At 64.2% G+C, this 22,198-nt stretch carries 22 protein-coding genes; 11 read left to right on the top strand and 11 right to left on the bottom strand.

Translation table 11 applies throughout. From position 1 onward, the window contains the following. Nucleotides 1-50: 50 nt before the first annotated feature. Nucleotides 51-1,163 (bottom strand): helix-turn-helix transcriptional regulator, encoded by a 1,113-nt coding sequence (locus FHT19_RS24815; protein ID WP_169477003.1) that lies wholly within the window; start codon nt 1,161-1,163, stop codon nt 51-53. Nucleotides 1,164-1,497: 334 nt separating this feature from the next. Here FHT19_RS24815 and FHT19_RS23445 point away from each other — a divergent pair, with 334 nt between their 5' ends. The 5 genes from FHT19_RS23445 to FHT19_RS23425 all read left to right on the top strand — a co-directional run bounded on the left by FHT19_RS23445 (nt 1,498) and on the right by FHT19_RS23425 (nt 8,406). Continuing rightward, a complete protein-coding gene (locus tag FHT19_RS23445) occupies nt 1,498-2,436 on the top strand; it encodes a hypothetical protein (RefSeq protein WP_169477002.1) in 939 nt (312 codons plus the stop codon). Next, nucleotides 2,433-3,788, top strand: coding sequence for a pyridoxal phosphate-dependent aminotransferase family protein (locus FHT19_RS23440; RefSeq protein ID WP_211185062.1), 1,356 nt, complete (start codon nt 2,433-2,435; stop codon nt 3,786-3,788). The genes FHT19_RS23445 and FHT19_RS23440 overlap by 4 nt, the downstream gene beginning before the upstream one ends. Nucleotides 3,789-4,724: 936 nt before the next feature. Then, nucleotides 4,725-5,141 carry a DUF2946 family protein gene (locus tag FHT19_RS23435; protein ID WP_169477001.1) on the top strand — a complete coding sequence of 139 codons (417 nt, stop codon included), beginning with the start codon at nt 4,725-4,727 and terminating at the stop codon, nt 5,139-5,141. A gap of 80 nt (nt 5,142-5,221) precedes the next feature. Continuing rightward, nucleotides 5,222-7,297: a TonB-dependent receptor gene (locus tag FHT19_RS23430; RefSeq protein WP_211185063.1), complete on the top strand. Its 2,076-nt coding sequence runs from the start codon at nt 5,222-5,224 to the stop codon at nt 7,295-7,297. Between the two features lie 2 nt (nt 7,298-7,299). Continuing rightward, nucleotides 7,300-8,406, top strand: coding sequence for a PepSY domain-containing protein (locus FHT19_RS23425; protein ID WP_169477000.1), 1,107 nt, complete (start codon nt 7,300-7,302; stop codon nt 8,404-8,406). On the opposite strand, the gene FHT19_RS23420 is transcribed toward FHT19_RS23425, so the two are convergent. After that, a complete protein-coding gene (locus tag FHT19_RS23420) occupies nt 8,390-8,968 on the bottom strand; it encodes a TlpA disulfide reductase family protein (RefSeq protein ID WP_246866083.1) in 579 nt (192 codons plus the stop codon). The genes FHT19_RS23425 and FHT19_RS23420 overlap by 17 nt on opposite strands. Here FHT19_RS23420 and argH point away from each other — a divergent pair. From argH to FHT19_RS23400, 4 genes are read left to right on the top strand one after another with little or no spacing between them, the layout of a single operon-like run. Then, nucleotides 8,967-10,370 (top strand): argininosuccinate lyase, encoded by a 1,404-nt coding sequence (gene argH, locus FHT19_RS23415; RefSeq protein WP_248290630.1) that lies wholly within the window; start codon nt 8,967-8,969, stop codon nt 10,368-10,370. The two genes, FHT19_RS23420 and argH, sit on opposite strands and share 2 nt — an antisense overlap. Nucleotides 10,371-10,374: 4 nt before the next feature. After that, nucleotides 10,375-10,641: a hypothetical protein gene (locus tag FHT19_RS23410; RefSeq protein WP_168556051.1), complete on the top strand. Its 267-nt coding sequence runs from the start codon at nt 10,375-10,377 to the stop codon at nt 10,639-10,641. Between the two features lie 31 nt (nt 10,642-10,672). Continuing rightward, entirely contained in the window at nt 10,673-11,932 is a 1,260-nt protein-coding gene (lysA, locus tag FHT19_RS23405; RefSeq protein WP_169476999.1) for a diaminopimelate decarboxylase, read from the top strand. A 4-nt stretch (nt 11,933-11,936) separates the two neighbouring features. Next, complete coding sequence (locus FHT19_RS23400) at nt 11,937-12,716, top strand: bifunctional precorrin-2 dehydrogenase/sirohydrochlorin ferrochelatase (RefSeq protein ID WP_169476998.1); 780 nt, start codon at nt 11,937-11,939, stop codon at nt 12,714-12,716. Here the strand turns inward: FHT19_RS23400 and FHT19_RS23395 are convergent, their stop codons facing one another. Genes FHT19_RS23395 through pyrE form a run of 9 tightly spaced genes read right to left on the bottom strand, consistent with a single transcriptional unit; the run spans nt 12,717 to nt 19,098 of the window. Then, nucleotides 12,717-13,127 carry a PaaI family thioesterase gene (locus tag FHT19_RS23395; protein ID WP_169476997.1) on the bottom strand — a complete coding sequence of 137 codons (411 nt, stop codon included), beginning with the start codon at nt 13,125-13,127 and terminating at the stop codon, nt 12,717-12,719. Continuing rightward, nucleotides 13,124-13,585: a PaaI family thioesterase gene (locus FHT19_RS23390; protein WP_169476996.1), complete on the bottom strand. Its 462-nt coding sequence runs from the start codon at nt 13,583-13,585 to the stop codon at nt 13,124-13,126. The genes FHT19_RS23395 and FHT19_RS23390 overlap by 4 nt, the downstream gene beginning before the upstream one ends. Before the next feature lie 48 nt (nt 13,586-13,633). Continuing rightward, on the bottom strand, nt 13,634-14,101 hold the full coding sequence (gene ruvX / locus FHT19_RS23385; protein ID WP_168556056.1) for a Holliday junction resolvase RuvX: 468 nt from the start codon (nt 14,099-14,101) through the stop codon (nt 13,634-13,636). Continuing rightward, complete coding sequence (locus tag FHT19_RS23380; RefSeq protein ID WP_211185064.1) at nt 14,098-15,237, bottom strand: DUF3089 domain-containing protein; 1,140 nt, start codon at nt 15,235-15,237, stop codon at nt 14,098-14,100. The genes ruvX and FHT19_RS23380 overlap by 4 nt, the downstream gene beginning before the upstream one ends. 7 nt (nt 15,238-15,244) lie before the next feature. Further along, on the bottom strand, nt 15,245-16,390 hold the full coding sequence (locus FHT19_RS23375) for an AI-2E family transporter (protein WP_168556057.1): 1,146 nt from the start codon (nt 16,388-16,390) through the stop codon (nt 15,245-15,247). A gap of 28 nt (nt 16,391-16,418) precedes the next feature. Further along, complete coding sequence (gene lepB, locus FHT19_RS23370; RefSeq protein WP_169476995.1) at nt 16,419-17,309, bottom strand: signal peptidase I; 891 nt, start codon at nt 17,307-17,309, stop codon at nt 16,419-16,421. Beyond that, nucleotides 17,306-17,707 (bottom strand): holo-ACP synthase, encoded by a 402-nt coding sequence (gene acpS, locus FHT19_RS23365; RefSeq protein ID WP_168556059.1) that lies wholly within the window; start codon nt 17,705-17,707, stop codon nt 17,306-17,308. The genes lepB and acpS overlap by 4 nt, the downstream gene beginning before the upstream one ends. A gap of 31 nt (nt 17,708-17,738) precedes the next feature. Beyond that, a complete protein-coding gene (locus FHT19_RS23360) occupies nt 17,739-18,482 on the bottom strand; it encodes a pyridoxine 5'-phosphate synthase (protein WP_168556060.1) in 744 nt (247 codons plus the stop codon). Nucleotides 18,483-18,513: 31 nt separating this feature from the next. Beyond that, nucleotides 18,514-19,098 (bottom strand): orotate phosphoribosyltransferase, encoded by a 585-nt coding sequence (gene pyrE / locus FHT19_RS23355; protein ID WP_168556131.1) that lies wholly within the window; start codon nt 19,096-19,098, stop codon nt 18,514-18,516. Nucleotides 19,099-19,453: 355 nt separating this feature from the next. Between pyrE and coxB the strand changes: the two genes are divergently transcribed. Both coxB and ctaD read left to right on the top strand, forming a co-directional pair. Then, nucleotides 19,454-20,293: a cytochrome c oxidase subunit II gene (gene coxB, locus FHT19_RS23350; RefSeq protein ID WP_248290629.1), complete on the top strand. Its 840-nt coding sequence runs from the start codon at nt 19,454-19,456 to the stop codon at nt 20,291-20,293. Between the two features lie 28 nt (nt 20,294-20,321). Then, complete coding sequence (gene ctaD, locus FHT19_RS23345; protein ID WP_168556062.1) at nt 20,322-22,010, top strand: cytochrome c oxidase subunit I; 1,689 nt, start codon at nt 20,322-20,324, stop codon at nt 22,008-22,010. Nucleotides 22,011-22,198 lie beyond the last annotated feature (188 nt).

The following is a 22,198-nucleotide window of genomic DNA, read 5'->3' as shown; positions in this document are numbered from 1 at the left end:
TGCTATCGTCAGGACGGTTGTTGAAAGGGCCAACATCCTGCTGCCGCCCATCACGAAACCTTTGCGATCATCGAGACGAGATCAGCCTGACGGCTTACGTTCAGTTTTGAATAGATAGCCTTGAGGTGCTGGCGGACCGTGTCGAGGCCAATCCGCAGATGGGCTGCGGCTTGCTGGGGGGAATGCCCTTCTGCAATGAGAGCTGCCACATCAGCCTCCCTTACTGTAAGGTCAAAGATCGCAACAAGGTCGCGCCGTTTGACCTGATAGGGTTCGTCCAAATCCGTTAACGTGATCAGCGCGGCCGGTCGGAATATGTCGAATGGATCGTTTTGAGGCGCCAGTGGAACTGCCCGTATGACCAGCCCACGAGGCGCGTCAGGCTTACTGAGGCGAAGTGGCAGAGGCGGCTCAATATAGCGTTTTGGGCCAAGGGCCGCGTTCAGAAATCCATCCAGTGCCGCACGATGCTGACCATGGCGAGCGACCAGCGAGGAATTTCGCACATCGAGGAAACGCTGCGAACGCAAGGCTTGGACGAATCCCTGCGAACATTCAATCAACCGGCCGGCGCGGTCCAGAAATGCAAATGGGCGCTCTGCATCCATGGCGCTGAGCGTAAGCGTGTCATTGCAAAGCTGATTTGCCGACAGCACCCTCGACGCAGCCAAGATGTTAACGAGGTGCGGCGTGAGCAGCGAAAAAATCTTGTGATCGTCTTGCGTGGCCTTCCCACGATTTTTGGCGAAATTCGCAGTTAGGAAGCCTACATGACCGTTGTCGTTCAGGATTTTGCTGCCAATGATATAGTAGTAGGGCGTACCTTCAAGCCAATCAAGAAACTCTGAGTTTTCATAGTCCCGCTGGCTCATCAGAACGCGATCATCTGCCACCTGGCCAAGGTTCATGGACAGCGCTCGGATGATCCTTGGGTTCACATGAAAGATGCGGTCTTGGTATTGACCGAGTTGGTCAGCGTCGAGTTGAACGGTGTTTTCCATGACGGCTGCGCCAGAGTTCAGGTCCGTCAACTCAAGCGCGCAACCGACTGCGCCGACGCGGTCACTCAATAACTCCATCGCCGACCGCCAATGATGGGGATCGACAATAGTCTGCGCGAAAGACTGAATGATCCGCGCAACGCCTTCTTCGCAGTGAATCACGCCAGTGCCCCCAACGTTATACGCACATGGGAGGCAATCATGGAACAAGTGCAGCATGGCGTCGAGAGGCTACTTATGCTCCGAAGGATATGTCCAATTAGATACTGATAAGAAGTGATTTTATCTTCCCATCACTTCGACGAGAACGAGCTTTCCATCTATATCACCCAAATTCTCAGGCACAAAATGCACAACATCCCCCAAGTGGGGGAAGCGTTGCTGCGGATGCGAAGGTTAGCCTTTGGGTAACGAAAATTGGCTTCGCGATTCGCTGATGTTGGGTTCAGTCTGTCAAGCGATCTGTAGAAGCCCCTTTTTGAACTTCGGGGGCATAATGCTGAATTTGCTTGCTGCTCAACTCGATGAGAGTGCAATCAGTGACACTCATGGTCAATATGAGTTTTTCGATGTATGCTTTGATCTACTCGGCGCTGGATTATACGGAATAGCCGTTTCGGTACTGATTGGGTATCTAAACGCGCAGCGCTATCAAACAGAAAAGTGGCTACAGACGCAAAACTTTCTCCGTGCACACCCCTTGCAGAAAGCGCTTCTTGAAGATCCGATGTCTCGACGTTCATTCGCCCGGCCAAGAGGTTATTCGGGTGATGCAGAACTTATTGACTTTATATATGGTCTAAATGACCCAAGCACCTGCACGGTATTGGGCAAAGAACTGCTAAAAATCACCAGCGCGAGTACCGCCGCCATTGCAGTTCGGCACCGTAAAGATGATGCCAAGGAGCGCCTCAATCTCGCTTTGTCGTCGGGAGCTCGGGTTCTGTCTCTTGCCTGCGGCCACTTCCGCGAAGGGGATGATATTCCGGCATCAGACCTCTCGCAGGTGACAGTGGTCGATCAAGACCCATTGTCGCTGGAGGTGGTGCGCCAAAAGCATGGCGATGCCCTCACCATTGTCGAGGCCAACGTCTTTGCCTTCCTCAGGTCTGCAAAGAACCGTGGGGAGCAATGGGATTACATCTACACGCTGGGCCTGACCGACTACTTCGATGATCGCGCCATGGACATGTTCCACAAGCTGCTGAAGGCGATCCTGGCGCCGCAAGGGCGCATCGTTCTGGCTAACTTCCTGCCGAACCACCTGACTGCGGGTTGGATGGAGGCCGTGATGGACTGGCACCTGATCTATCGCTCTCAAGGGCAACTGGCGGACCATGCCCGCAAGGCAGGCTTCTCCCCCAGAACATGGAGCGAGGCGACCCGATCCATCGCGTGGTGCGAGATGACCCATGAGGAGGGCAATGAAGCGTGAGCGACATCGACAGTGACATCTTCTTTGCGCCAGCGCAATCGGACTTCCAGAGCATCCCCTCGTTGGCATCTGGCAAAAGCGTAGCTCATTTTGCCCGGCCTCGCGGTGCGGACCTGCTGTCGCGAACGCGTGCACTGTTTGACTGGACCGAAGCGCGAAGTGAGCACAAACTTTGGCCTTATGTCAGGTCACTCCAGGCTGCCCCCGGTCAGGCTGCCTCCATTCGGCTTGAGACCGGTGAAGTCGCCAACGGAATCAACCTTGCTTCACAGGATTACCTGGGCCTGTCATCGCATCCTGCAATTCTATCGGCCGCAAAGGGTGCAATTGAGGAATTTGGAGTTCATTCTGCGGGATCAGGTGCGCTTGTTGGCAATACTAGGGAATCCCTCGCGCTTGAACGCGAACTCGGCGATGCTCTGTTGTCGGAACAGGTTCTTTTGTTCCCAACCGGATGGGCGGCTGGATTTGGTGTGGTTGCGGCGTTGGTGCGCCCATACGACCACGTAGTGATGGATGAGTTGGCCCATGCCTGCCTTCAGCAAGGGGCCAACGCGTCCACGCAGAACGTAAAACGTGTTCGACATCTGGATACGGAGGCGTTTCGCGAGGCAGTGGCCCAGATTCGCGCCACAGACACCCAAAACGGCATTCTGGTCATCACAGAAGGTGTCTTTTCGATGGATGCCGACACGCCCGATATCATGGCTTTGCAAGACATCTGCCATGAGTATGGCGCCACCTTGATGGTTGATGTCGCCCACGACTTCGGCTCCATGGGGCCGGGTGGGGTGAGCCAAATCGCAGCCCAAGGCATGTTGGGCAAAGTCGACATTGTCATGGGGTCATTCTCCAAGACCTTCGCCTCGAACGGCGGTTTTGTGGCGGTGAAACAGCCCAGCGTCAGGCGTTTCATCCAGATTTACGGTGGCCCCTGGATGTTCTCGAACGCCTTATCGCCGGTGCAGGCAGCAGTGGTGCGGCAGGCACTTCGCATCGTCAGATCCGAGGAAGGTGACACGCTCCGTGCGCAATTGATGGCCGCAATCAACGCCTATCGCGACGAGGTTACGTCCCTTGGTGAGGCCTGTTTCGGTAACCCCACGCCCATTGTGCCGATGCTTGTCGGGCAAGAGTTGGTCGGACGGATCGGGAGCAGGCTGGCGTTTGATAATGGCGTGATCGTCAATCTCGCAGAATTTCCTGTGGTACCAGTGGGCGCCTCTCGCTTCCGCATCCAGATGATGGCCAACCACAGCGAAGCGACAGCCCGCGAGGGTGGTCGAAGGGTAGTGGCTGCCTTGAAGACGGCGCGTGAGATTGCGGAGAAGCAAGTGTTGGTTCGCGGCTAAGCATCACATGGTAGGCTGTCCAAACATTGCGAACGAGCTTCGTCGCTAAAGTTAAGGAGGGTACTGTGGTGGTTATTTTTGAATCTTCATTAATGATAATATGCCAAATCTTCGTCGATGATGAATGAATGATAATTTTCAATATTACAGAAAATCTGAAATGATAAAGATAAAGTCTAGCCAAAATCTGCGTATCACGGCTTCATGAGTGACCAAAGGCAGATTTACAATCTCGCCAGACCAAGCGGCTGACGGATAGGTGAGGAAGATGACGGGTTCCGCTGGCAGTTCGGTTGCACTCTCTGCGTCTACCTGCCTGGCTCTCGCAAAGTCAATTTTGACGCTTATACTCAGCGTAGCTCATGACGACTTTCGCTTTGAAGCGGGCCGAAACGTGCCTGCCGGCAACAGTCCCAGTTAAAGCCGCATTTCAGGTCTGCCACACCGTTCCCGGAGTGACGGATTTTGGCAATGAACCTGCCCTTGAATAAATTGTGCGGGAACGACTGCAAAGTCCCAGATTCCGACATCCAAGATCGGCTCTCGCTATCAGTGAAATGCATGCTCCTGCCTGCTGCCTTGCGGACTGGCTCAGGCGCACTGATGGTAAAACTTGCCCCCAAACATCTGTCGCCGTAGCCAGGAACCTCGACTGTCTTGCCGATTCGTCAGCCCGGTCGAAGCCAATGTGAGCCCTCTGTTCCACCTCCACATTTCAGCAATTTTTGGCTGGGGCCGATTTGGGGGCTTGCTCAAAAATTGATCATCAAAAAATGATTTTATTTCTGAGTATTGGATAATTTGTTCGAGCCCGTCACCGACCAGGACCACGCTCCAGAGCATCTCGTTTATACCGAGAGAGCAGGCGGTTTATGGCCTCGCGGGACATTTTGCCCTGATGACAATCCGGCTAGCGCCACTTATGGCGCGTATTGCATGATTGCCCTGCGCGCCTTTCTTCTGCGGAATCGTGGCCTGGCCCTTGCGCTGGTGGCCTTGGCCCTGGCGATGAAGGCGCTGGTGCCCGCCGGCTACATGGTGGGCGGGGAAACGCGCAGCTTTACCATCCAGCTCTGTTCCGAAGGGATCGACGGGCGCCACGATCTGGTGCGCCAGGTGGTGGTGCCGGCGAGCGGTGCGGCCGACAAGGCCGATGCCGGCCATGCCAAGGCACAGGGCACGTGTCCGTTTGGCGCCCTGGGCCATGCCTTGCTGGGTGGCGCCGATCCGGTGCTGCTGGCTGGCGCGCTGGCCTTTATCCTGGCGCTGGGCTTTGCACCAGTGTCGGCTCTCGCGCCGCGCCGGCATTCCCATGCCTGGCCCCCGCTGCGCGGCCCACCCCTGATCGCCTGATCCACACCACGCCGCCCCACTGCCGGGCGGCATGACCAAGGTTCAGGCCGGCGCCAGGCGCCGGACAGGGGATTATCACAATGCGTATTTCGGGAAGCGCGCTTGCCTGCGCGCTTGTTTTCGCCATGCCCGCGCGGGCGGCAGAGCCAGCGCCGGCTGCAGCAGAGAAAGCCAACGGTGTCGATACCGGTTTTTCGATCGGGGAGCAGATCGTGGTGTCGGCGCGATCGATGGCCGCCTCGTCGCAGAACGTCCTGACCTCGATCGACCGCATGGGCGGCGACGTGGCGCAGCGGGCCAACGTCAACTATGCCTGGGAACTGGTCGGCCGCCTGCCCGGCGTGATGCTCACCAATTTCAACCAGGGCACCACCAGCGGCAAGTTCAGCTTTCGCGGTTTCAATGGCGAGGGCGAGATCAACGCGGTCAAGCTGCTGATCGATGGCGTGCCGGCCAACAGCAACGATGGCAACATGCCCTATATCGATGCGGTCTTTCCGCTCGATATCGCCGGGATCGAAGTGGTGCGCGGCACGTCCGATCCGCGCTATGGCGTGCATGCCATTGCCGGCAGCGCTAATATCCAGACGCGGATCGGCGGCAACTATCTGGAAGGCAAGGTTTCGGGCGGCGGCTTCGTTACCTATGAGGCGCAAGCGGTGGCCGGGATCGAGCAAGGCCGGTTCAGCCAGAACTACCTGGCGGCCTGGCGCCAGGCCGGCGGGTGGCGCGATCATGGCGGCCTGACGCGGGGCACGCTGGCGGGTAAGTGGTTCTTTCGCCCGAGCGAGGATGTGCGCATCGGCGCGATCGCGCGCTGGTATCGCGGCACGGCCGACGAGCCGGGCTATCTGACCTTGGAAAACGCCGCCGCCAACCCGCGGATGACCAACGCCTACAACCGCACCGATGGCGACACGCGCACCGTGGCACAGGGCAGCCTGCACCTGGATGCAAGCATGGGCGACACGGTCGATTTTACCGCCAAGGCCTATGCCAACCGCCTGCGCGACGATCGCTATGTCAAGTTTTCCGCCACCACATCGCAGCAACGGCGGGTGACCGACGAAGACCATTACGGCGCCAGCGCGGCGCTGCATTGGCATGCGCGCGTGGCCGGCGTTCCGGTCATGGCCGAAGTGGGCGGCGACATGCAGTGGCAGGACAATGTCTCGCTGCGCTACAACACCGTGGCGCGGGTGGTGACCGCGCAAACGCGCGACCAGGCCTTCACCACCAACATCGGCGGCGTCTATGCCCAGGTTCGGCTGGAGCCGGCGCCCTGGCTGACGATCAGCCCGGGCTGGCGGCTCGATTGGGTGGGCGGCACGTTCCACAACCGGCTGGCCGGCACCACGGCGCCGATCAACGATTACGGCAGCATCAGCCAGCCCAAGCTGCAAGTGGCGATCACCCCGGTCAGCCAGGTCACGCTCTATGGCAACTATGGCAAGAGCTTTCAGATCGGGGTGGGATCGGGTGCCTATCTGATCCCGCCGCGCACCACCGACTTGGCGCCTTCGATCAACGAAGGCTGGGAAGCCGGCGTAAAGCTGCGCCCGGTGGCAGGGGTGGAAGCGCGCGTGGCGCTGTGGCTGCAGGATGCCAGTGGCGAGATAAAGCGCAAGCTCAACGATCCGCTGGGCGACAGCGAAAACGTGGGTGCCACGCGGCGGCGCGGGGTGGACGTGCAGGTGAACGTCAGGCCGGTGGCGGGCGTTTCCGCCTGGGGCGCGCTGTCCTGGCAAACCTCGCGCATCCGCGTGGCCGATCCGGCAACCCCCACCTATGTGGGGCACGAGATCGACCACGTGCCGCACTGGTTGTGGTCGGGCGGGGTGGACCTGACGCCCTCGCCGCGCTGGCGCGTTTCGGTCTGGGGCAATGGGCAATCGAGCTATTGGCTGACCACGGCCAATGACCCGGCGGTGGGCAAGTTTGGCCAATACGCCGTGTTCAATGCCGAAGTGGCGTTTCGCCCGCTGGAAAGGCTGGAGAAGCTGGAACTGGCGCTGACGGGCAAGAACCTGTTCGATCGGGCTTACGAATATGTCTGGTACGAATCGAGCATAACCACCAGCCAGAGCCGTTCGCCCAGCGCGCACAGCCCGGCCAAGGGCCTGGGCCTGACCGCCAGCGCCCGCGTGCGTTTCTGACCATGGCGCGCCGTCCCATAAGCCCGCGCGCATGGGTGCGGCGCGTGCACCTGTGGCTGGGTCTGTCGCTGGGGGCGCTGATGGTGCTGGCCGGGGTGACCGGGGCGTTGCTGGTCTTCTATGTGGAGATCGACCGCGCCCTGCACCCGGCCTTGCAGGTGGCGGGCCATGCCGGGCCGGCCGATTGGGACCGGGCAGCGGTTACCCTGCACGCTACGTTTCCACAGCGGGACGGTCCGTGGCGGCTGGAACTGACCGGCCGGGATGGCGCGATCCCCGCGCGCTATTACCATCCGGCCGAGCGTGCGGGCGCGGGCCATGCCCCGTTGATGGCCTGGCTTTCCCCCGATGGCGGCCGTGTGCTGCGCGCCGAATTCTGGGGCGACGGGGGGATGACCTGGATTTATGACCTGCATTATTGCCTGAAGCTGGGGCCCTTGGGCGGCACGATCTTGGGCTGGGCGGGGCTGGCCCTGGCGATGTTGCTGGCCAGTGGCATCTGGGCCTGGTGGCCAAGGGGCGGCTGGGCCAAGGCCTTGCGTTTCAAGGCCGGGGCCGCCCCGTTGCGCCGGCTTTACGACTGGCACAAACTGGCGGGCCTGGCGGGCGCGCCGCTATTGCTGCTGCTGACGCTGACCGGCGTGATGCTGGCCCTGCCGCAGGAAACCGACAGCGTCTTGGCCCCCGTGCTGGGCCAGGCGCAAAAGGCCCCGGTCCAGCCTGCGGATGCCGCGCCGGGGCGCGACATTCCGGTCTCGCGCGCGGTGGCGGTGGCACAGGCGGCCCTACCTGGTGCCCGCGCGGTGTGGGTGGAATTGCCCGGGCGCGGGCAGGGCGCCTATCGCTTGCGCCTGGCCCAGCCCGCCGATCCTTCGCCCCGCTTTCCGCATAGCTGGGTCATGGTCGATCGCCATAGCGGCGCCGTGCTGGCCACGGCAGACCTGGCGCGGGGCGGGGCCATGGACATCTGGCTCAAGTGGCTGCATCCGCTGCACGATGGCTCCGCCGCCGGGCTGCCCCTGCGGCTGGCCGTCGTGCTGGCGGGGCTGGTGCCCGTGGCGCTCTATGTCACCGGGGTGTGGCGCTGGTGGATCAGGAGGCGGCCTTGATCAGGGCCGCAGCCTCGGGCCCGGTCCAGTCGAACGCGCCGACCACGCGCCCCACTTCCTTGCCTTGCGCGTCATAGACCACGGTGGTGGGCAGCACGCCGGTGTTGTAGTGGAACGACAGGTCGTTGTCGGGATCGAGCAGCATCTGCACGTGGGCCAGGCCATGCTCGGCCTTGAAGCCCTTGACCTTGTCGGCCTGGCCCGCGCTGTCCTGCGACACGGTCAGCACGCGCAGGCCGCCGGCGGCCAGCTTGTCGAGCGTGGGCATTTCCACCACGCAGGGGCCGCACCAGGTGGCCCAGAGGTTCACCAGCACCGGCTTGCCGGCCAGATCCTTTGACGAAACCTTGGTGCCATCGGGCCCGGTCAGCGCAAAGGCGGGCATGGCAGCGCCCTTGTGGCTGCTGTCGATCTTGCCAGCGGCGGCGTTCGCGCCACCTGCGGGTGCGGCAGCGGCGCTCGACGGTTGCGCCGGCGGGCTTGCTTGCCTATCGCAGCCGCCAAGCGTGGCTGCGGCCAGCGCACCCAGGATCAACGGCACATAGGGCGGACGAGCGGACATGAGCGGCAATTCAGGCTCCAACCAGATGTGGGGCGGGCGTTTCGCCGCCGGCCCTTCGGCCATCATGCGCGAGATTAACGCCTCGATTCCCTTCGACAAGGCGCTGTGGCGCCAAGACATCGCCGCGTCAAAGGCCCATGTGGACATGTTGGCCACGCAAGGCATCGTGGCCGAGGATGATGCGCGCCTGATCGCGGGCGGCCTGGACCAAGTGGCCGCCGAATACGAAGCCAATGGGGTGCCCGAGAACTGGGACCTGGAAGACATCCACATGACCACCGAAAGCCGGCTTGCCGAACTGATCGGCCCGGCGGCAGGCCGCCTGCATACCGCGCGCAGCCGCAACGACCAGGTGGCCACCGATTTCCGCCTGTGGGTGCGCGATGCCATCGATCAGGTCGATTCGGGCCTGCTGGCGCTGCAAACCGCGCTGGTCACGCGCGCGGGCGAACATGCGGCCAGCATCATGCCCGGCTTCACCCACCTGCAAACCGCGCAGCCGGTGACGCTGGGCCATCACCTGATGGCCTATTACGAGATGATCGCGCGCGATCGCTCGCGCTTTGCCGATGCGCGCGCCCGTATGAACCGCTCGCCACTGGGCGCCGCCGCGCTTGCCGGCACCGGTTTTCCGATCGACCGCTTCCGCACGGCGCAGGCGCTGGGCTTCGACGGGCCGACCGACAACAGCCTCGATTCGGTGTCCGATCGCGATTTCGCGCTCGATTACCTGATGGCCGCCGCGCAATGCTCGCTGCACCTCTCGCGCCTGGCCGAGGAATTCATCATCTGGGCGAGCCAGCCGTTCGGCTTCGTCACGCTGCCCGACAGTCTTTCGACCGGCAGCTCGATCATGCCGCAGAAGAAGAATCCCGACGCGGCCGAACTGGTGCGCGGCCATTCGGGCCGGATCGTGGGCTGTCTGACGGCCCTGATGATCACCATGAAGGGCCTGCCGCTGGCCTATTCCAAGGACATGCAGGACGACAAGCCGCCGGTGTTCGAAGCAGCCAGCCTGCTCGCCCTGTCGATCGCGGCGATGGCCGGCATGGTGGCCGAGGCCAAGTTCCGCACCGACCGCATGCGCGGCGCGGCCGAACTCGGCTATGCCACGGCGACCGACCTGGCCGATTGGTTGGTCCGCCAGGCCAATATCCCGTTCCGCGAAGCGCACCACATCACCGGCAGCGCGGTGAAGCTCGCTGAAAGCCGGGGCATCGCGCTCGACCAGTTGCCGCTCGAGGATCTGAAAGCCATCGATGCGCGTATCGACGAACGCGTCTATGCCGCGCTTTCGGTCGAAGCATCGGTGGCGGCGCGTAGCAGCCATGGCGGAACTGCCCCCGCCGAGGTAAGGAAGCGCGTGGCCCAGGCACGCGAAGCACTGGGTATAGAGGAGTAATCGCTTGATCCGTCCCGCTGCCCCGAAAGCCGTTGGGTTCCTGCTCGTTGGTGTAGCCGCGCTGGCGCTTGCCGGCTGCGGCAACAAACGCGAGCTGAAACCCACGCCGGGGCATGGCCTGCCGCCGGCGCCTTATGGGCGTGCGCAGAGCCGCGGGGCGGACGAGCTTTTGAAAGCGCCGATCCAGGCCAAGCCCGATCGCAACGTGGAGTTGCGCAGCCGCTCGCAAGAGCGCGAGGACGACCCGTTCGATCTGCCGCCCGAAGAATAAGCGTTTTCAAAAATCTGTTTCGAGAGTTCCGATGGACCACTTTCACACGTTGAACGGCGTGCTGCACGCCGAGGATATTGCCCTGCCCACGCTGGCCGAAGCGGTGGGCACCCCGCTCTATGTCTATTCCCGCGCCACGCTGACGCGCCATGCCCGCGTGTTTCGCGATGCCCTGGCGGTGCTGCCGCGGGTGAAGCTGGCCTTTGCGGTCAAGTCCAACCCCAACCTTGCCGTGCTCAAGGTTCTGGCCGCCGAAGGCTATGGCGCCGATGTGGTTTCGGGTGGGGAAATGGAACGCGCGCTGGCGGCGGGAATGCCGGCCGATGGCATCGTGTTTTCGGGCGTGGGCAAGACGCACGCGGAACTCGCCCGCGCGCTGGAGGCCGGGATCGGCCAGTTCAACCTGGAAAGCGAAGAAGAAGGCCTGGAGCTGGCCGAAATCGCCGTGGCCCTGGGCAAGACCGCGCAATGCGCGCTGCGGGTGAACCCCGATGTGGACGCGGGCACCCATGGCAAGATTTCCACCGGTAAGGCGGAAAACAAGTTCGGCGTGCCTTATGACCGCGCGGGCGCGATCTATGCGCGCCTGGCCGCCACGCCGGGCCTGGCGATGCGCGGCCTGGCGCTGCACATCGGCAGCCAGCTTTCGCGGCTCGATCCGCTGGAAGCCGCCTTTACCAAGATCGGTGACCTGATGCGCGCGATCCGCCAGGCTGGCCATGCCGTCACGCATATCGATTTCGGTGGTGGGGTGGGCGTGCCCTACAAGGCCGGCGAAGTATTCCCCCAGCCGGAGGAATACGCCGCGATGGTCGCCCGCGTGACGCAAGGCTGGGACATTACCGCGATGTTCGAGCCCGGCCGGGTGATCACCGGCAACACCGGCGTGCTGATGACGCGCGTGGTGCGCGTGAAGGAAGGCGTGGGCGCCCCCTGGGTGGTGGTCGATGCCGCGATGAACGACCTGGCGCGTCCGGCGCTCTATGATGCCTGGCACGATTTCGCCGCCGTTTCGCCCGGTGGCGAGACGATGGAGGCCAACATCGTCGGCCCGATCTGCGAATCGAGCGATACCTTTGCCATGGGCCGCACGATCGACAAGGTGGCGCGCGGCGACCTTGCCGTGTTCCGCACCGCCGGCGCTTATGGCGCGACGATGGCCAACACTTACAACTCACGGCCCTTGGTGCCCGAAGTGATGGTCGATGGCCACAAGTGGGCAGTGGTGGCCGACCGCATCGAGCCCGCCACCATCCTGGCCGCCGAGCGCGTGCCGGAATGGCTGGCCTGACGCGATGAGCCTGCCTGCTCTCCCCCTGTTCCACCGCATCGCCGGGCAGCCGGTGATCGTGCTGGGCCATGGGGAGGCAGCGCAGGCCAAGGCCCGGCTGGTGGAGCGGGCCGGCGGGCAGGTGATCGAAGACCTGGCCCAAGGCATCGACATCGGCGCGCGGCTGGCCTTCATTGCCCACGACAGCGCCGATGCCTGCATGGCCGACGCGCTGCGCGCGCGGGGGGCGGGGCTGCTGGTCAACGTGGTGGATCGCCCGGCGCTGTGCGATTTTACCACGCCGTCGCTGGTCGATCGCAGCCCGGTGGTGATCGCCGTGGGCACGGCGGGCGCTTCGGCGGGCCTGGCCAAGCATATCCGCCTGCGGCTGGAGCGGTTGTTGCCCCAGGGCCTGGGCGCGCTGGCCGATGCGTTGTTTGCTGCGCGCGAAGGCTTGCGCGCGCGCTTTCCCGATGGTGCGGAACGGCGCCGCGCGCTCGACCTGGCGCTGGGCGAGGGCGGGGCGCTCGATCCTATGGTGGCGCAGCCGGCGGGCGCGGTAGAGGCCTGGCTGGGCGGCGCGCGGGGCGGTGCGACCGGCCATCACGTGATCGCGCTGCGCAGCGCCGATCCCGAAGACCTTACCTTGCGCGAGGCGCGCCTGCTCGGCATGGCCGATGCGGTTGTCGCCGCTTCCGATGTGCCCGCAGCGCTGTTGGCCCGCGCCCGCGCCGATGCGCAGCGCCTGCCACCCGGCGCGGCCCTGCCCGAGGGGCTGACCGTGGAACTGCGCTTGCCCGGCTGATCAGGCCTTGGGCGCCGAGAGGTGGAAATTCATCCAGCAACTGGCGATGGGCGTGGCGCGGTCAGCCTGCCAGGCTTCCACACGCACATTGGCCACGCGGCGCCCGGCGCGCAGCACTTGTCCCATGGCGTGGATCGGGCGGGGCAGGCCGGCGCGCAGATATTCGATCGAAATGTTGATCGGCTTCATCCGCTGCTCCACCCCGCGGCGGGCATGATCGGTGGCAAGCGCGGCAAAGCCCGCCATTTCCAGCAGGCCGCCGATGGCGCCGCCGTGCAGGAAACCCGGACGCCCTTCGGAATGGCTGCCGAACTGCATCGTGACGATCGGATTGCCATCGTCGTCGGTGGACAGCGCCATGCCCATCGCCAGCGCAAAGGGAGGCAGGATGAAGGCCGGGCGGTCGCTCATTCGCTTTCCCCCAGCACCATGAATATCGCCGCGGCATGGGCCAGCGGATCGGCGATGTCGCCATCGTGGGCCAACGCCCGCGCAAAGGCCAGGTCCCCGCGCAACTGATAGCATTCGGCCCGCGCGATCACGCTGCGCCCCGGCACGGCGGCGCGCACGTAGTCGATGCGCAGGTCCAGCGTCACATGGGGCACGAAGCGCCCGCGCCGTGTCCAGATCGCCATCGCCGTGCAATTGTCGAACAGGCTGATGATCGGGCCCGAAGCCAGCACGCCGGTGTTGCCTGCGCCCACCAGGTCCTCGCGCCACGGCAGTTCGGCCTCGAACCAATCGGGGCCGTGATTGCCATAGCGCATGCCCAGGAATCCGCCGTGGCCCATCCGCCCCAGCAACTGGCCGGCACGGGCCGGATCGAACGGGCCTTCGTTGCGCCAGGTTGGGGGTTGATCGTCTGCCATCACCGTTCCTTGCCGCATCGCGGGGCAGTGTTCAACCGAATGCTTAAATTACAGGACGCCGCCGGCCAGGGCGTCGATCGCGGCCTGGAGAATCAATGCGGCGGCATGCGAATCGATGCGCTGGGCGCGCTTGGCCCGGCTGAAATCCTGCTCGATCATCGCGCGTTCGGCGGCCTGGGTAGACCAGCGTTCGTCCCACATCAGGACCGGCAGGTTGAGGTCAGCCAGATTGCGGGCCATGGCGCGGGCGGATTGGCTGCGCGGCCCATCGCTGCCATCCATGTTGAGTGGCAGGCCGATGACCAGGCCTTTCACGCTGCGTTCGGCGACGATGGCGGTGAGCGCGGCCTTGTCCTGCGCAAACTTGCGGCGGATCACGGTTTGCCCCGCCGTGGCAAAGCGCCAGCCGGTATCGCACAGTGCCACGCCGATCGTCTTGGTGCCGGGATCAAGACCCATCAGCACCCCGCCCATCGGCAGGGCGGCGCGAAAATCGGCAGTGCTTTGCGTGATCATCGGGTTCCTCCATCCCGCTTCTGGTGCCACGCGGCGCTGCGACGCAAGGCGTCCGCGCGCAGATTGGCCCAGAACAGCGGGATATCGTAGACGTGATAGTTGTTGCCGGGCAGCACGAACAGGCCGATTTCAGGCGGCGACCCGATCAGCAGGATGCCTTGCGCGCTGCAGTGCGCCGGCACCAACGCCGGCACCAAAGGTCCCGCCCGTTCGGTCTCGTCGTCGTTCTCATCGGGCAGCAGCGTGCCGCGGTTGGCGCTGCGTGGCGCCGCGCCCCCCTGGGTGCCGGTCAGGGGATTGACGCAAAGCAGCGGCGCATCGGCCGGCTGGGTCGCCGCGCCGGTTTCGGGCCAGGGGTGATAGGCCTGGACCAGCAGCCTTGGATCGGCCGGTTCGGCAAAGCTGATCCAGCCTGCCAGGCATCCGGCCTGATCGGGCGCGCTGCAGGGTGGCAAGCCGGTTTCGGCAGCGGCACGCGACGCGACGATCGGCCAGCCGATGGCATAGGCGGCCACTACGCGGCGGGCCAGCGGCTTGCCCCGCACCATGTCACGCAGCAGGCGGGCCACGATCCAGGCCCCCTGGCTGTGCCCGGCCAGCACGATCGGCGTCTCGGGCGGCAGCGTTGTCAGGAATGTGGCAAAGGCCGCGCGCACGTCGCCATAGGCAAGGTCCATCGCGCGCTGCCGCTCTGCCCCTTCGGTGAGAAATGCCCCGAAGGCGGCCTGGCGATAGCGTGGCACCCAGACCGGGCCCACGCTGTTGAACGCGCTGGCAGTTGCCGCAACCAGCACTTCGGCACGGCGGCGCGAATCCGCGTCTGTCAGCGGGGCGTTCCAGTGGTTGCGGCTGAGGTAGCTGGTCGGATGGACGAAGAACACCGCCGCATCGCCGGTCACGCCATGGATCATGCCGGGGGGCAGCCATTGCGCGGGATCGCGGGCCAATCCCGGCCGCGCGATCCACATCGCGGCGTCGTCATAGGCGCGCGGCGGCAGCGGTGCACCGGGTTCGAACCCGTGGGTTGGCGCAAAGGCATAGCGTGAAATCTGCGCGGAACATTGGCTCAGCACGCCAAGGCACAGCAAGGCCAGCGCCACGAACAACGCGCCGGCCTGGATTACCCGCTTGATCATTATACCGTCATGTCGAAAGCGCAGTGCCGTCGTGCGTGGTGGTTTCGCCGTCCGGTTGCGCGCGCTCCCCGTCGTTGCGCTCCGCCTGGCGTTCCAATGCGATCTTGATCATCGCCACGATCGGATCGGCCAGGGCCAGCCCCAGGATACCGAACAGGACGCCGAAAATGAGCTGCGCGCCCAGCACCATCGCCGGTGCCAGGTCTGCCGTCTTCTTCGCCACCATCGGTACGATGATGTTGCCGTCCACCGTCTGCACCACCAGGTAGACGATGATGCAATAGATGCCCATGTCGGTGCCGCCCGAGAAGCCCACCAGCACCATCAGCAACCCGGAAAGCGGCGCGCCGATATTGGGCAGGAACACCAGGAGGCCGGTGAGGATGCCGAGCAGCGCGGACATCGGCACGCCATAGACCGCCAGCAGCACCCAGGTGGCCAGACCTTCGGTGAACATCCCGATCATCCGCCCGAACAGCAGCATGCGCAACGACTTGCCCATGCGCTGCAGCGTCACCTGGAAATGCGGGCGGCTTTCCAGCGGAAACAGCCAGGCAAAGCCGCGTCGATAGATGTCGGGCTCCAGCACGAAATAGATGCCCAGGATCACGATCAGGAAAAACGTGGTGAAACCGCCGAAAATCCCGCCCAGCGCCTGGGTGACCGGGCCCACGCCGCCGATCACCTGTTCGGCAATCTTCGAAACGTCGGCCTGGCCCACGTTGATGCCATGGCCGTGCAGCCAGCTTAGCGTGCGCTGGGCCTGCCCTTCCACGATATGGGGGAACTGCGCAGCCTGCGCGGCGATCTGGTTGCCGGCGAAATAGCCCAGCCACACCAGGAAACCGACCGCCGCCACCAGCACCAGGGCGATGCGCAAGGCGCGCGGGCCGGGCAGGATGCGGCCCAGCAGGCGCTGCCCGCCTTCGATCAGCGATGCGAACACCACGCCGCCGAAAATGACCAGCAGCGGTTGCGCCAGGAACACCGCCAGAACCACCAGGGCCGCGATGCCGATCCACACGAAAGCCTTCTTGGCTTCCTGGCGGACGGTGCGATCGGCGATGTCGGTGGGGCCGGGGGCGTGGGCCTTGGTCTGTACCCCCGGTGTCATAGCTGGTTGCGCGGCGGCGGGATGGGCAGTGTCGGGCATCGGTGGCAAGCTACCTTGCTAAGAGACGTCAGGAAGCGGGAACGGGCGTTGGCGCATCCCGTTCCGGCCCCCGTTCGGGGCGCAGTGTCGTCCCACTGCGGCCGTGACGCAAGGCATGCCACCACGTCAACGGGTTCCAGGTCTCGCTGCCATCCAGCGAAACGGTGACGAATTCGGCGCGGCCGCCCACGTCGGCCAGCGGCACGGGCCCGCCCAGTCCCTTGAGCGCTAGCGGCTCGCGGCTGTCGGCGGAATGATCGCGGTTGTCGCCCATCAGAAAGACGTGGCCGGTCGGCACCGTTACTTCGGCATAATCGTCCAGCGGCTGCTGCTTGTGGTCGATGATGCGATAGGTTGCGCCATTGGGCAGGGTCTCGCGCAGGATCGGCAATTCGCAGAAATCGTGGCCCATGGCGTCGCGAAAGCGCAGGCCGGGAAAATCGGCCGGATCGCATGGGTCGTTGGCGTCGACCGGCAGATCGAGCGGGGCTTCGACCGCTTGCGGCACGGCGCGGCCGTTGAGCACGATCTGCCCGTGGACCACCGCGATGCGATCGCCCGGCAGGGCCACCACGCGCTTGATATAGTCCTCGTTGCTGCCGCGCGGGACCACGATGACGATATCGCCATATTGCGGCGTTGCCGGAAACAGCCGCGTGGCCGAGCGTGGCAGCACGTGGAACGAGGGCGAAACCCACGACCAGCCATAGGGATACTTGGACACCACCAGCCTGTCACCGACCAGCAGATTGGGCATCATCGACATCGAGGGGATGTAGAACGGCTTGGCTAGCAGGCTGTGGAACACCAGCACGGCCAGCAGCATGCCGACCAGGCCGCGCAGTTCCTCCCACCAGTTGACACGCCCGGTGCGGGCCTGGGCCTGTTCGGGCGGGATGCCGGTCACGCCGTCGCTCATGCCGGAACCGCCTCGATCACCACGAACGCCTGCGCCCAGGGATGGTCATCGGTCATCGTCAGGTGCACCACGGCCTTGTGGCCGGGCGGGGTGATGGCGGCGAGGCGCGCGGCAGCGCCACCGGTCAACGCCAGGGTGGGGGCACCCGACGGTGCATTGACCACGCCGATGTCCTTCATGAACACGCCGGCCTTGAAGCCTGTGCCCACGGCCTTGGAATAGGCTTCCTTGGCGGCAAACCGCTTGGCCAGGGTTCCGGCGCGGGTGTAGGGGCGCCGCGCGGCCTTGGCTTGTTCCGTGGGTGTGAACACCCGTTCCACGAAGCGATCGCCGAACCGTTCCAGCGAGTGCTGGATGCGTTCGATGTTGCACAAGTCGGAACCCAGGCCGATGATCACGCGGTGTGCTCCTCCGATGCGCGCGCTGGCATCAGCGCACTTCGTCCATCAGACTGCGCATGCGGCGCACCGCTGCGTCAAGTCCCACGAAGATCGCCTCGCCGATCAGGTAGTGGCCGATGTTGAGTTCGGCCACTTGGGGAATCGCAGCGACGGGCTGCACGTTGTCATAGGTCAGGCCATGGCCGGCGTGGGGCTCGATACCGTTCTTGGCGGCCAGCGCGGCCATGTCGGCCAGGCGCTTCAATTCCGCCGCGCGGGCTTCCCCTTGCGCATGGGCATATTCGCCGGTGTGCAGTTCCACCACCGGTGCGCCCAGTTTCATCGCCGCTTCGATCTGCCGCGCTTCGGGCGCGATAAACAGGCTGACGCGGATGCCGGCGTCGCGCAGGCGCGCCACGATCGGGGCGAGGCGGTTGTGCTGCCCGGCGGCATCGAGCCCGCCTTCGGTGGTGCGTTCCTCGCGCCGCTCGGGCACGATGCAGCAGGCGTGCGGCTTGTGGCGCAGCGCGATCGCCAGCATTTCGTCGGTGGCGGCCATCTCCAGGTTCAGTGGCAGGTTGGTCGCGGCCTGGATGCGGGCCAGATCTTCGTCGCGGATGTGGCGCCGGTCTTCGCGCAAGTGCGCGGTGATCCCGTCGCCGCCCACGGCCGCCACGATTTCGGCCGCGCGCACCGGATCGGGATGATCCCCGCCGCGCGCGTTGCGGATCGTCGCCACGTGATCGATGTTAACCCCCAGCCTCAGCCGGGCCGGCGTGAACAACTCGCTCACTGCCACCGTCTCCTGTCCTTGGGTCGTGCCTTCAGGGTTGCGCGCGGCTGCCGGGCTTGATCGCCGGCAGGGCGGCCAGTTCGGCCGGGATCTCGTCCGGGGCATAAGTGGGGAAGTTGAGCGAGACGAGCGGATAGAACGGCACACCCAGGTCCACCGCGCCGGCCGACCGATCGACCAGGGCGGCCTCGGCGATCACCACGCCGCCGGCTTCTTCCACGGCCTTGATCGCCTCGCGGCTCGAAAGGCCGGTGGTCACCACGTCTTCCACCATCAGCACCTTTTCGCCCGGGTTGAGCGAAAAGCCGCGGCGCAGTTCGAAGGTGCCGGTGGGCCGCTCCACGAATACTGCTTCCACGCCCAGCGCGCGGCCCATCTCGTGGCCGATGATCACGCCGCCCATCGCGGGGGAAACCACCTTGGCAATCTGCTGGCGCAAGTCGCGCGGCAGCTTGGCGGCCAGGGCACTGGCCAGGCGCGAGGCGCGCATCGGGTCCATCAACACGCGTGCGCACTGAAGATAATAGGCACTGCGGCGTCCCGAAGAGAGCAGGAAATGCCCTTCAAGCAGCGCCTGGCACGCGCGGAATTCGGAAAGGATGTCTTCGTCCTGCATGGCTGTCGTTCGCTGGTCCTGCATGATCGCCCGCCTGGGGCGTTGGGGGGCTTGCTGGTGTTTGCGGCCTGCCATGGGCGCTGGCGCGGCGGCGGGCAAGGATTTTTCGCCCATTGGCCCGCGTCAAAGCGGCATCTTGGCCAAAGGGGCAATCCTTTCCTGCCGCCATGGTGAAGGTCGCAACTTGTGGGGCGCGACAAGGCCGCGTATAGCCCGGTTCAATCGAGGGAATTACAATCAGTGCACGCGGACCTCGAAACCGGCGTGTACGCGGGGAAGAGCGGAACAAGCGACGATGAGTCCAATCGAATTCGTCCGCCATGCGGGCACAGCGTTTCGGACCGCCGGTCATCTCGTGGCAGGCATTGCAGCAACTGCGGCGGCTGCCGCGCCTTCGTTGGCGCTGGCTGCGGCCACCTATGTCCCGGCCAAGCCGGTTGCGGGCAAGGGGCAACCGGTTCCCGGTGGCTGGACGTTCCAGGACCAATATTCGCCGATTGGTCAGGAAGCATTGAAAATGCACGATTACGTGCTGATGCCGGTGATCACGGCCATCGTGCTGCTGGTGCTGTTCCTGCTGATCGCGGTGATGGCCAAGTTCAACCGCCGCAAGAATCCGGTCGCGTCCAAAACCAGCCACAACACCGTGATCGAAGTGATCTGGACGCTGGTTCCGGTGCTGATCCTGGTGGTGATCGCGGTGCCCTCGATTCGCCTCTTGGCCCACCAGTACGAACCGGCGCCCAAGGGTGCGTTGACCGTGAAGGTCACCGGCTACCAGTGGTATTGGGGCTATACTTATCCCGACAACGGCGGGTTCGAGGTGATTTCCAACATGCTGCCGCCGGCCGAGGCGATCAAGCGGGGCGAACAGCCGCAGCTTGCCGCCGACAACCGCATGGTCGTGCCCGCCGGCGTGCCGATTCGCCTCCAGACCACCGGGTCTGACGTGATCCACTCGTTCGCGGTGCCCTCGCTGTGGTTCAAGCTCGACGCCGTGCCAGGCCGCATCAATGAAAAGGTGCTGATGATCAACAAGCCCGGCGTCTATTACGGCCAGTGTTCGGAACTGTGCGGCGCCCGCCACGGCTATATGCCGATCGTGGTCGAAGCGGTGACCAAGCCGCAGTTCGACTCCTGGATCAAGAGCCAGGGCGGCACCGTGGGCGCAGCGCCTGCAGCGCCTGCTGCCTGAACGACAATCGGAAAGAGGATCGCCCGTCATGGCCACCATTCCCGCCGATCATGAAAGCTTCGATGCGCATCATGATCATGCGCATGAACACGATCACAAGCCCAGCTTCTTCGCGCGCTGGTTCATGTCCACCAACCACAAGGACATCGGCACGCTCTACCTGATCTTCGCGATCTTCGCCGGTGTCATCGGCGGCGCGATCTCGGGCATCATGCGCGCCGAACTGGCGCATCCCGGTATCCAGTACCTGGCGTTCTGGACCCGCTTCGTCGGCGGTGATGGCGCCGATTTCAACCAGACCTTGCACATGTGGAACGTGCTGATCACGGCCCACGGCCTGATCATGGTGTTCTTCATGGTCATGCCCGCGATCATCGGCGGCTTTGGCAACTGGTTCGTGCCGATCATGATCGGCGCGCCCGACATGGCCTTCCCGCGCATGAACAACATCTCGTTCTGGCTGACCTTCTCGGGCTTCTGCTCGCTGATGATCTCGCCCTTCGTGCCGGGCGGCACCGGCCATGGCGCCGGTACCGGGTGGACGGTCTATGCGCCGCTTTCCACGTCCGGCTCGGTCGGCCCGGCGGTGGACTTCGCGATCTTCTCGCTGCACCTTTCAGGCGCCGGCTCGATCCTGGGTGCGGTGAACTTCATCACCACCATCTTCAACATGCGCGCACCGGGCATGACGCTGCACAAGATGCCGCTGTTCGTGTGGTCGGTGCTGGTCACCGCGTTCCTGCTGCTGCTGGCGCTGCCGGTGCTGGCCGCAGCCATCACCATGCTGCTCACCGATCGCAACTTCGGCACCACGTTCTTCGATCCGGCCGGCGGTGGTGATCCGGTGCTCTACCAGCACCTGTTCTGGTTCTTCGGCCACCCCGAAGTCTACATCATGATCCTGCCGGGCTTCGGCATCGTCAGCCAGATCATCTCCACCTTCTCGCGCAAGCCGGTGTTCGGCTACCTCGGCATGGCCTATGCCATGGTCGCTATCGGCCTGGTCGGCTTCATCGTGTGGGCCCACCACATGTACACTACCGGGCTCGACGTGAACACGAAGATGTATTTCACCGCCGCCACGATGGTGATCGCGGTGCCCACCGGCATCAAGATCTTCTCGTGGATCGCCACGATGTGGGGCGGTTCGATCGAGTTCAAGTCGCCCATGGTCTGGGCCATCGGCTTCATCTTCCTGTTCACCGTGGGCGGCGTGACCGGTGTGGTCCTCGCCAACGGCGGCATCGACGATAACCTGCAGGACGGCTATTACGTCGTTGCGCACTTCCACTACGTGCTGTCGCTGGGTGCGGTGACTTCGCTCTTCGCCGGGTTCTTCTACTGGTTCCCCAAGATGAGCGGCCGGATGCACTCGGAATTCCTCAGCCACCTGCAGTTCTGGGTGTTCTTCGTCGGGGTGAATCTGATCTTCTTCCCGATGCACTTCCTGGGTGTGCAGGGCATGCCGCGCCGCTATCCCGATTATGCGCCGGCGTTCGAATACTGGAACCACATTGCCACGATCGGCTACATGGTCATGGCCGTGTCGCTGGTGATCTTCTTCATCAACATCGCCTACGCCTTCCTGGCGGGCAAGAAGGCCGCGCCGAACTACTGGGGCGAAGGCGCCACGACGCTGGAATGGACGCTGTCCAGCCCGCCGCCGTTCCACCAGTTCGAAACGCTGCCGGTGATCGAGGATACCCCGCACCACTAAGCCGCGATTCGATCGCAAACAAAAAACCCCGCAGCGCGAACTGCGGGGTTTTTTGTGCCTTTTCCGCGCTTCTTCTGGCGTGAGGGTGTGGGCGAGGGGGTGTTTGGGGAGTGATTCAGCGGCGGTGATTCGGGTTGGTTGGGGGGGAACGCCAGAAAAGTTTGGGTCCAAAACGCAGGTGTTGCGGG

The sequence above is a fragment of the Novosphingobium sp. SG919 genome, from assembly GCF_012932495.1.
Lineage (GTDB): Bacteria > Pseudomonadota > Alphaproteobacteria > Sphingomonadales > Sphingomonadaceae > Novosphingobium > Novosphingobium rhizosphaerae.
This window is presented reverse-complemented; position numbering and strand designations above follow the sequence as displayed.

Excerpts from the sequence above, each read along its gene's own strand:
- FHT19_RS23445 (WP_169477002.1), top strand. The coding sequence starts at position 1,498 with ATGCTGAATTTGCTTGCTGCTCAACTCGATGAGAGTGCAATCAGTGAC.
- FHT19_RS23435 (WP_169477001.1), top strand. The coding sequence starts at position 4,725 with ATGATTGCCCTGCGCGCCTTTCTTCTGCGGAATCGTGGCCTGGCCCTT.
- FHT19_RS23430 (WP_211185063.1), top strand. The coding sequence starts at position 5,222 with ATGCGTATTTCGGGAAGCGCGCTTGCCTGCGCGCTTGTTTTCGCCATG.
- FHT19_RS23425 (WP_169477000.1), top strand. The coding sequence starts at position 7,300 with ATGGCGCGCCGTCCCATAAGCCCGCGCGCATGGGTGCGGCGCGTGCAC.
- argH (WP_248290630.1), top strand. The coding sequence starts at position 8,967 with ATGAGCGGCAATTCAGGCTCCAACCAGATGTGGGGCGGGCGTTTCGCC.
- FHT19_RS23420 (WP_246866083.1), bottom strand. The coding sequence starts at position 8,968 with ATGTCCGCTCGTCCGCCCTATGTGCCGTTGATCCTGGGTGCGCTGGCC.
- lysA (WP_169476999.1), top strand. The coding sequence starts at position 10,673 with ATGGACCACTTTCACACGTTGAACGGCGTGCTGCACGCCGAGGATATT.
- FHT19_RS23400 (WP_169476998.1), top strand. The coding sequence starts at position 11,937 with ATGAGCCTGCCTGCTCTCCCCCTGTTCCACCGCATCGCCGGGCAGCCG.
- FHT19_RS23395 (WP_169476997.1), bottom strand. The coding sequence starts at position 13,127 with ATGAGCGACCGCCCGGCCTTCATCCTGCCTCCCTTTGCGCTGGCGATG.
- FHT19_RS23390 (WP_169476996.1), bottom strand. The coding sequence starts at position 13,585 with ATGGCAGACGATCAACCCCCAACCTGGCGCAACGAAGGCCCGTTCGAT.
- ruvX (WP_168556056.1), bottom strand. The coding sequence starts at position 14,101 with ATGATCACGCAAAGCACTGCCGATTTTCGCGCCGCCCTGCCGATGGGC.
- FHT19_RS23380 (WP_211185064.1), bottom strand. The coding sequence starts at position 15,237 with ATGATCAAGCGGGTAATCCAGGCCGGCGCGTTGTTCGTGGCGCTGGCC.
- FHT19_RS23375 (WP_168556057.1), bottom strand. The coding sequence starts at position 16,390 with ATGCCCGACACTGCCCATCCCGCCGCCGCGCAACCAGCTATGACACCG.
- lepB (WP_169476995.1), bottom strand. The coding sequence starts at position 17,309 with ATGAGCGACGGCGTGACCGGCATCCCGCCCGAACAGGCCCAGGCCCGC.
- pyrE (WP_168556131.1), bottom strand. The coding sequence starts at position 19,098 with ATGCAGGACGAAGACATCCTTTCCGAATTCCGCGCGTGCCAGGCGCTG.
- ctaD (WP_168556062.1), top strand. The coding sequence starts at position 20,322 with ATGGCCACCATTCCCGCCGATCATGAAAGCTTCGATGCGCATCATGAT.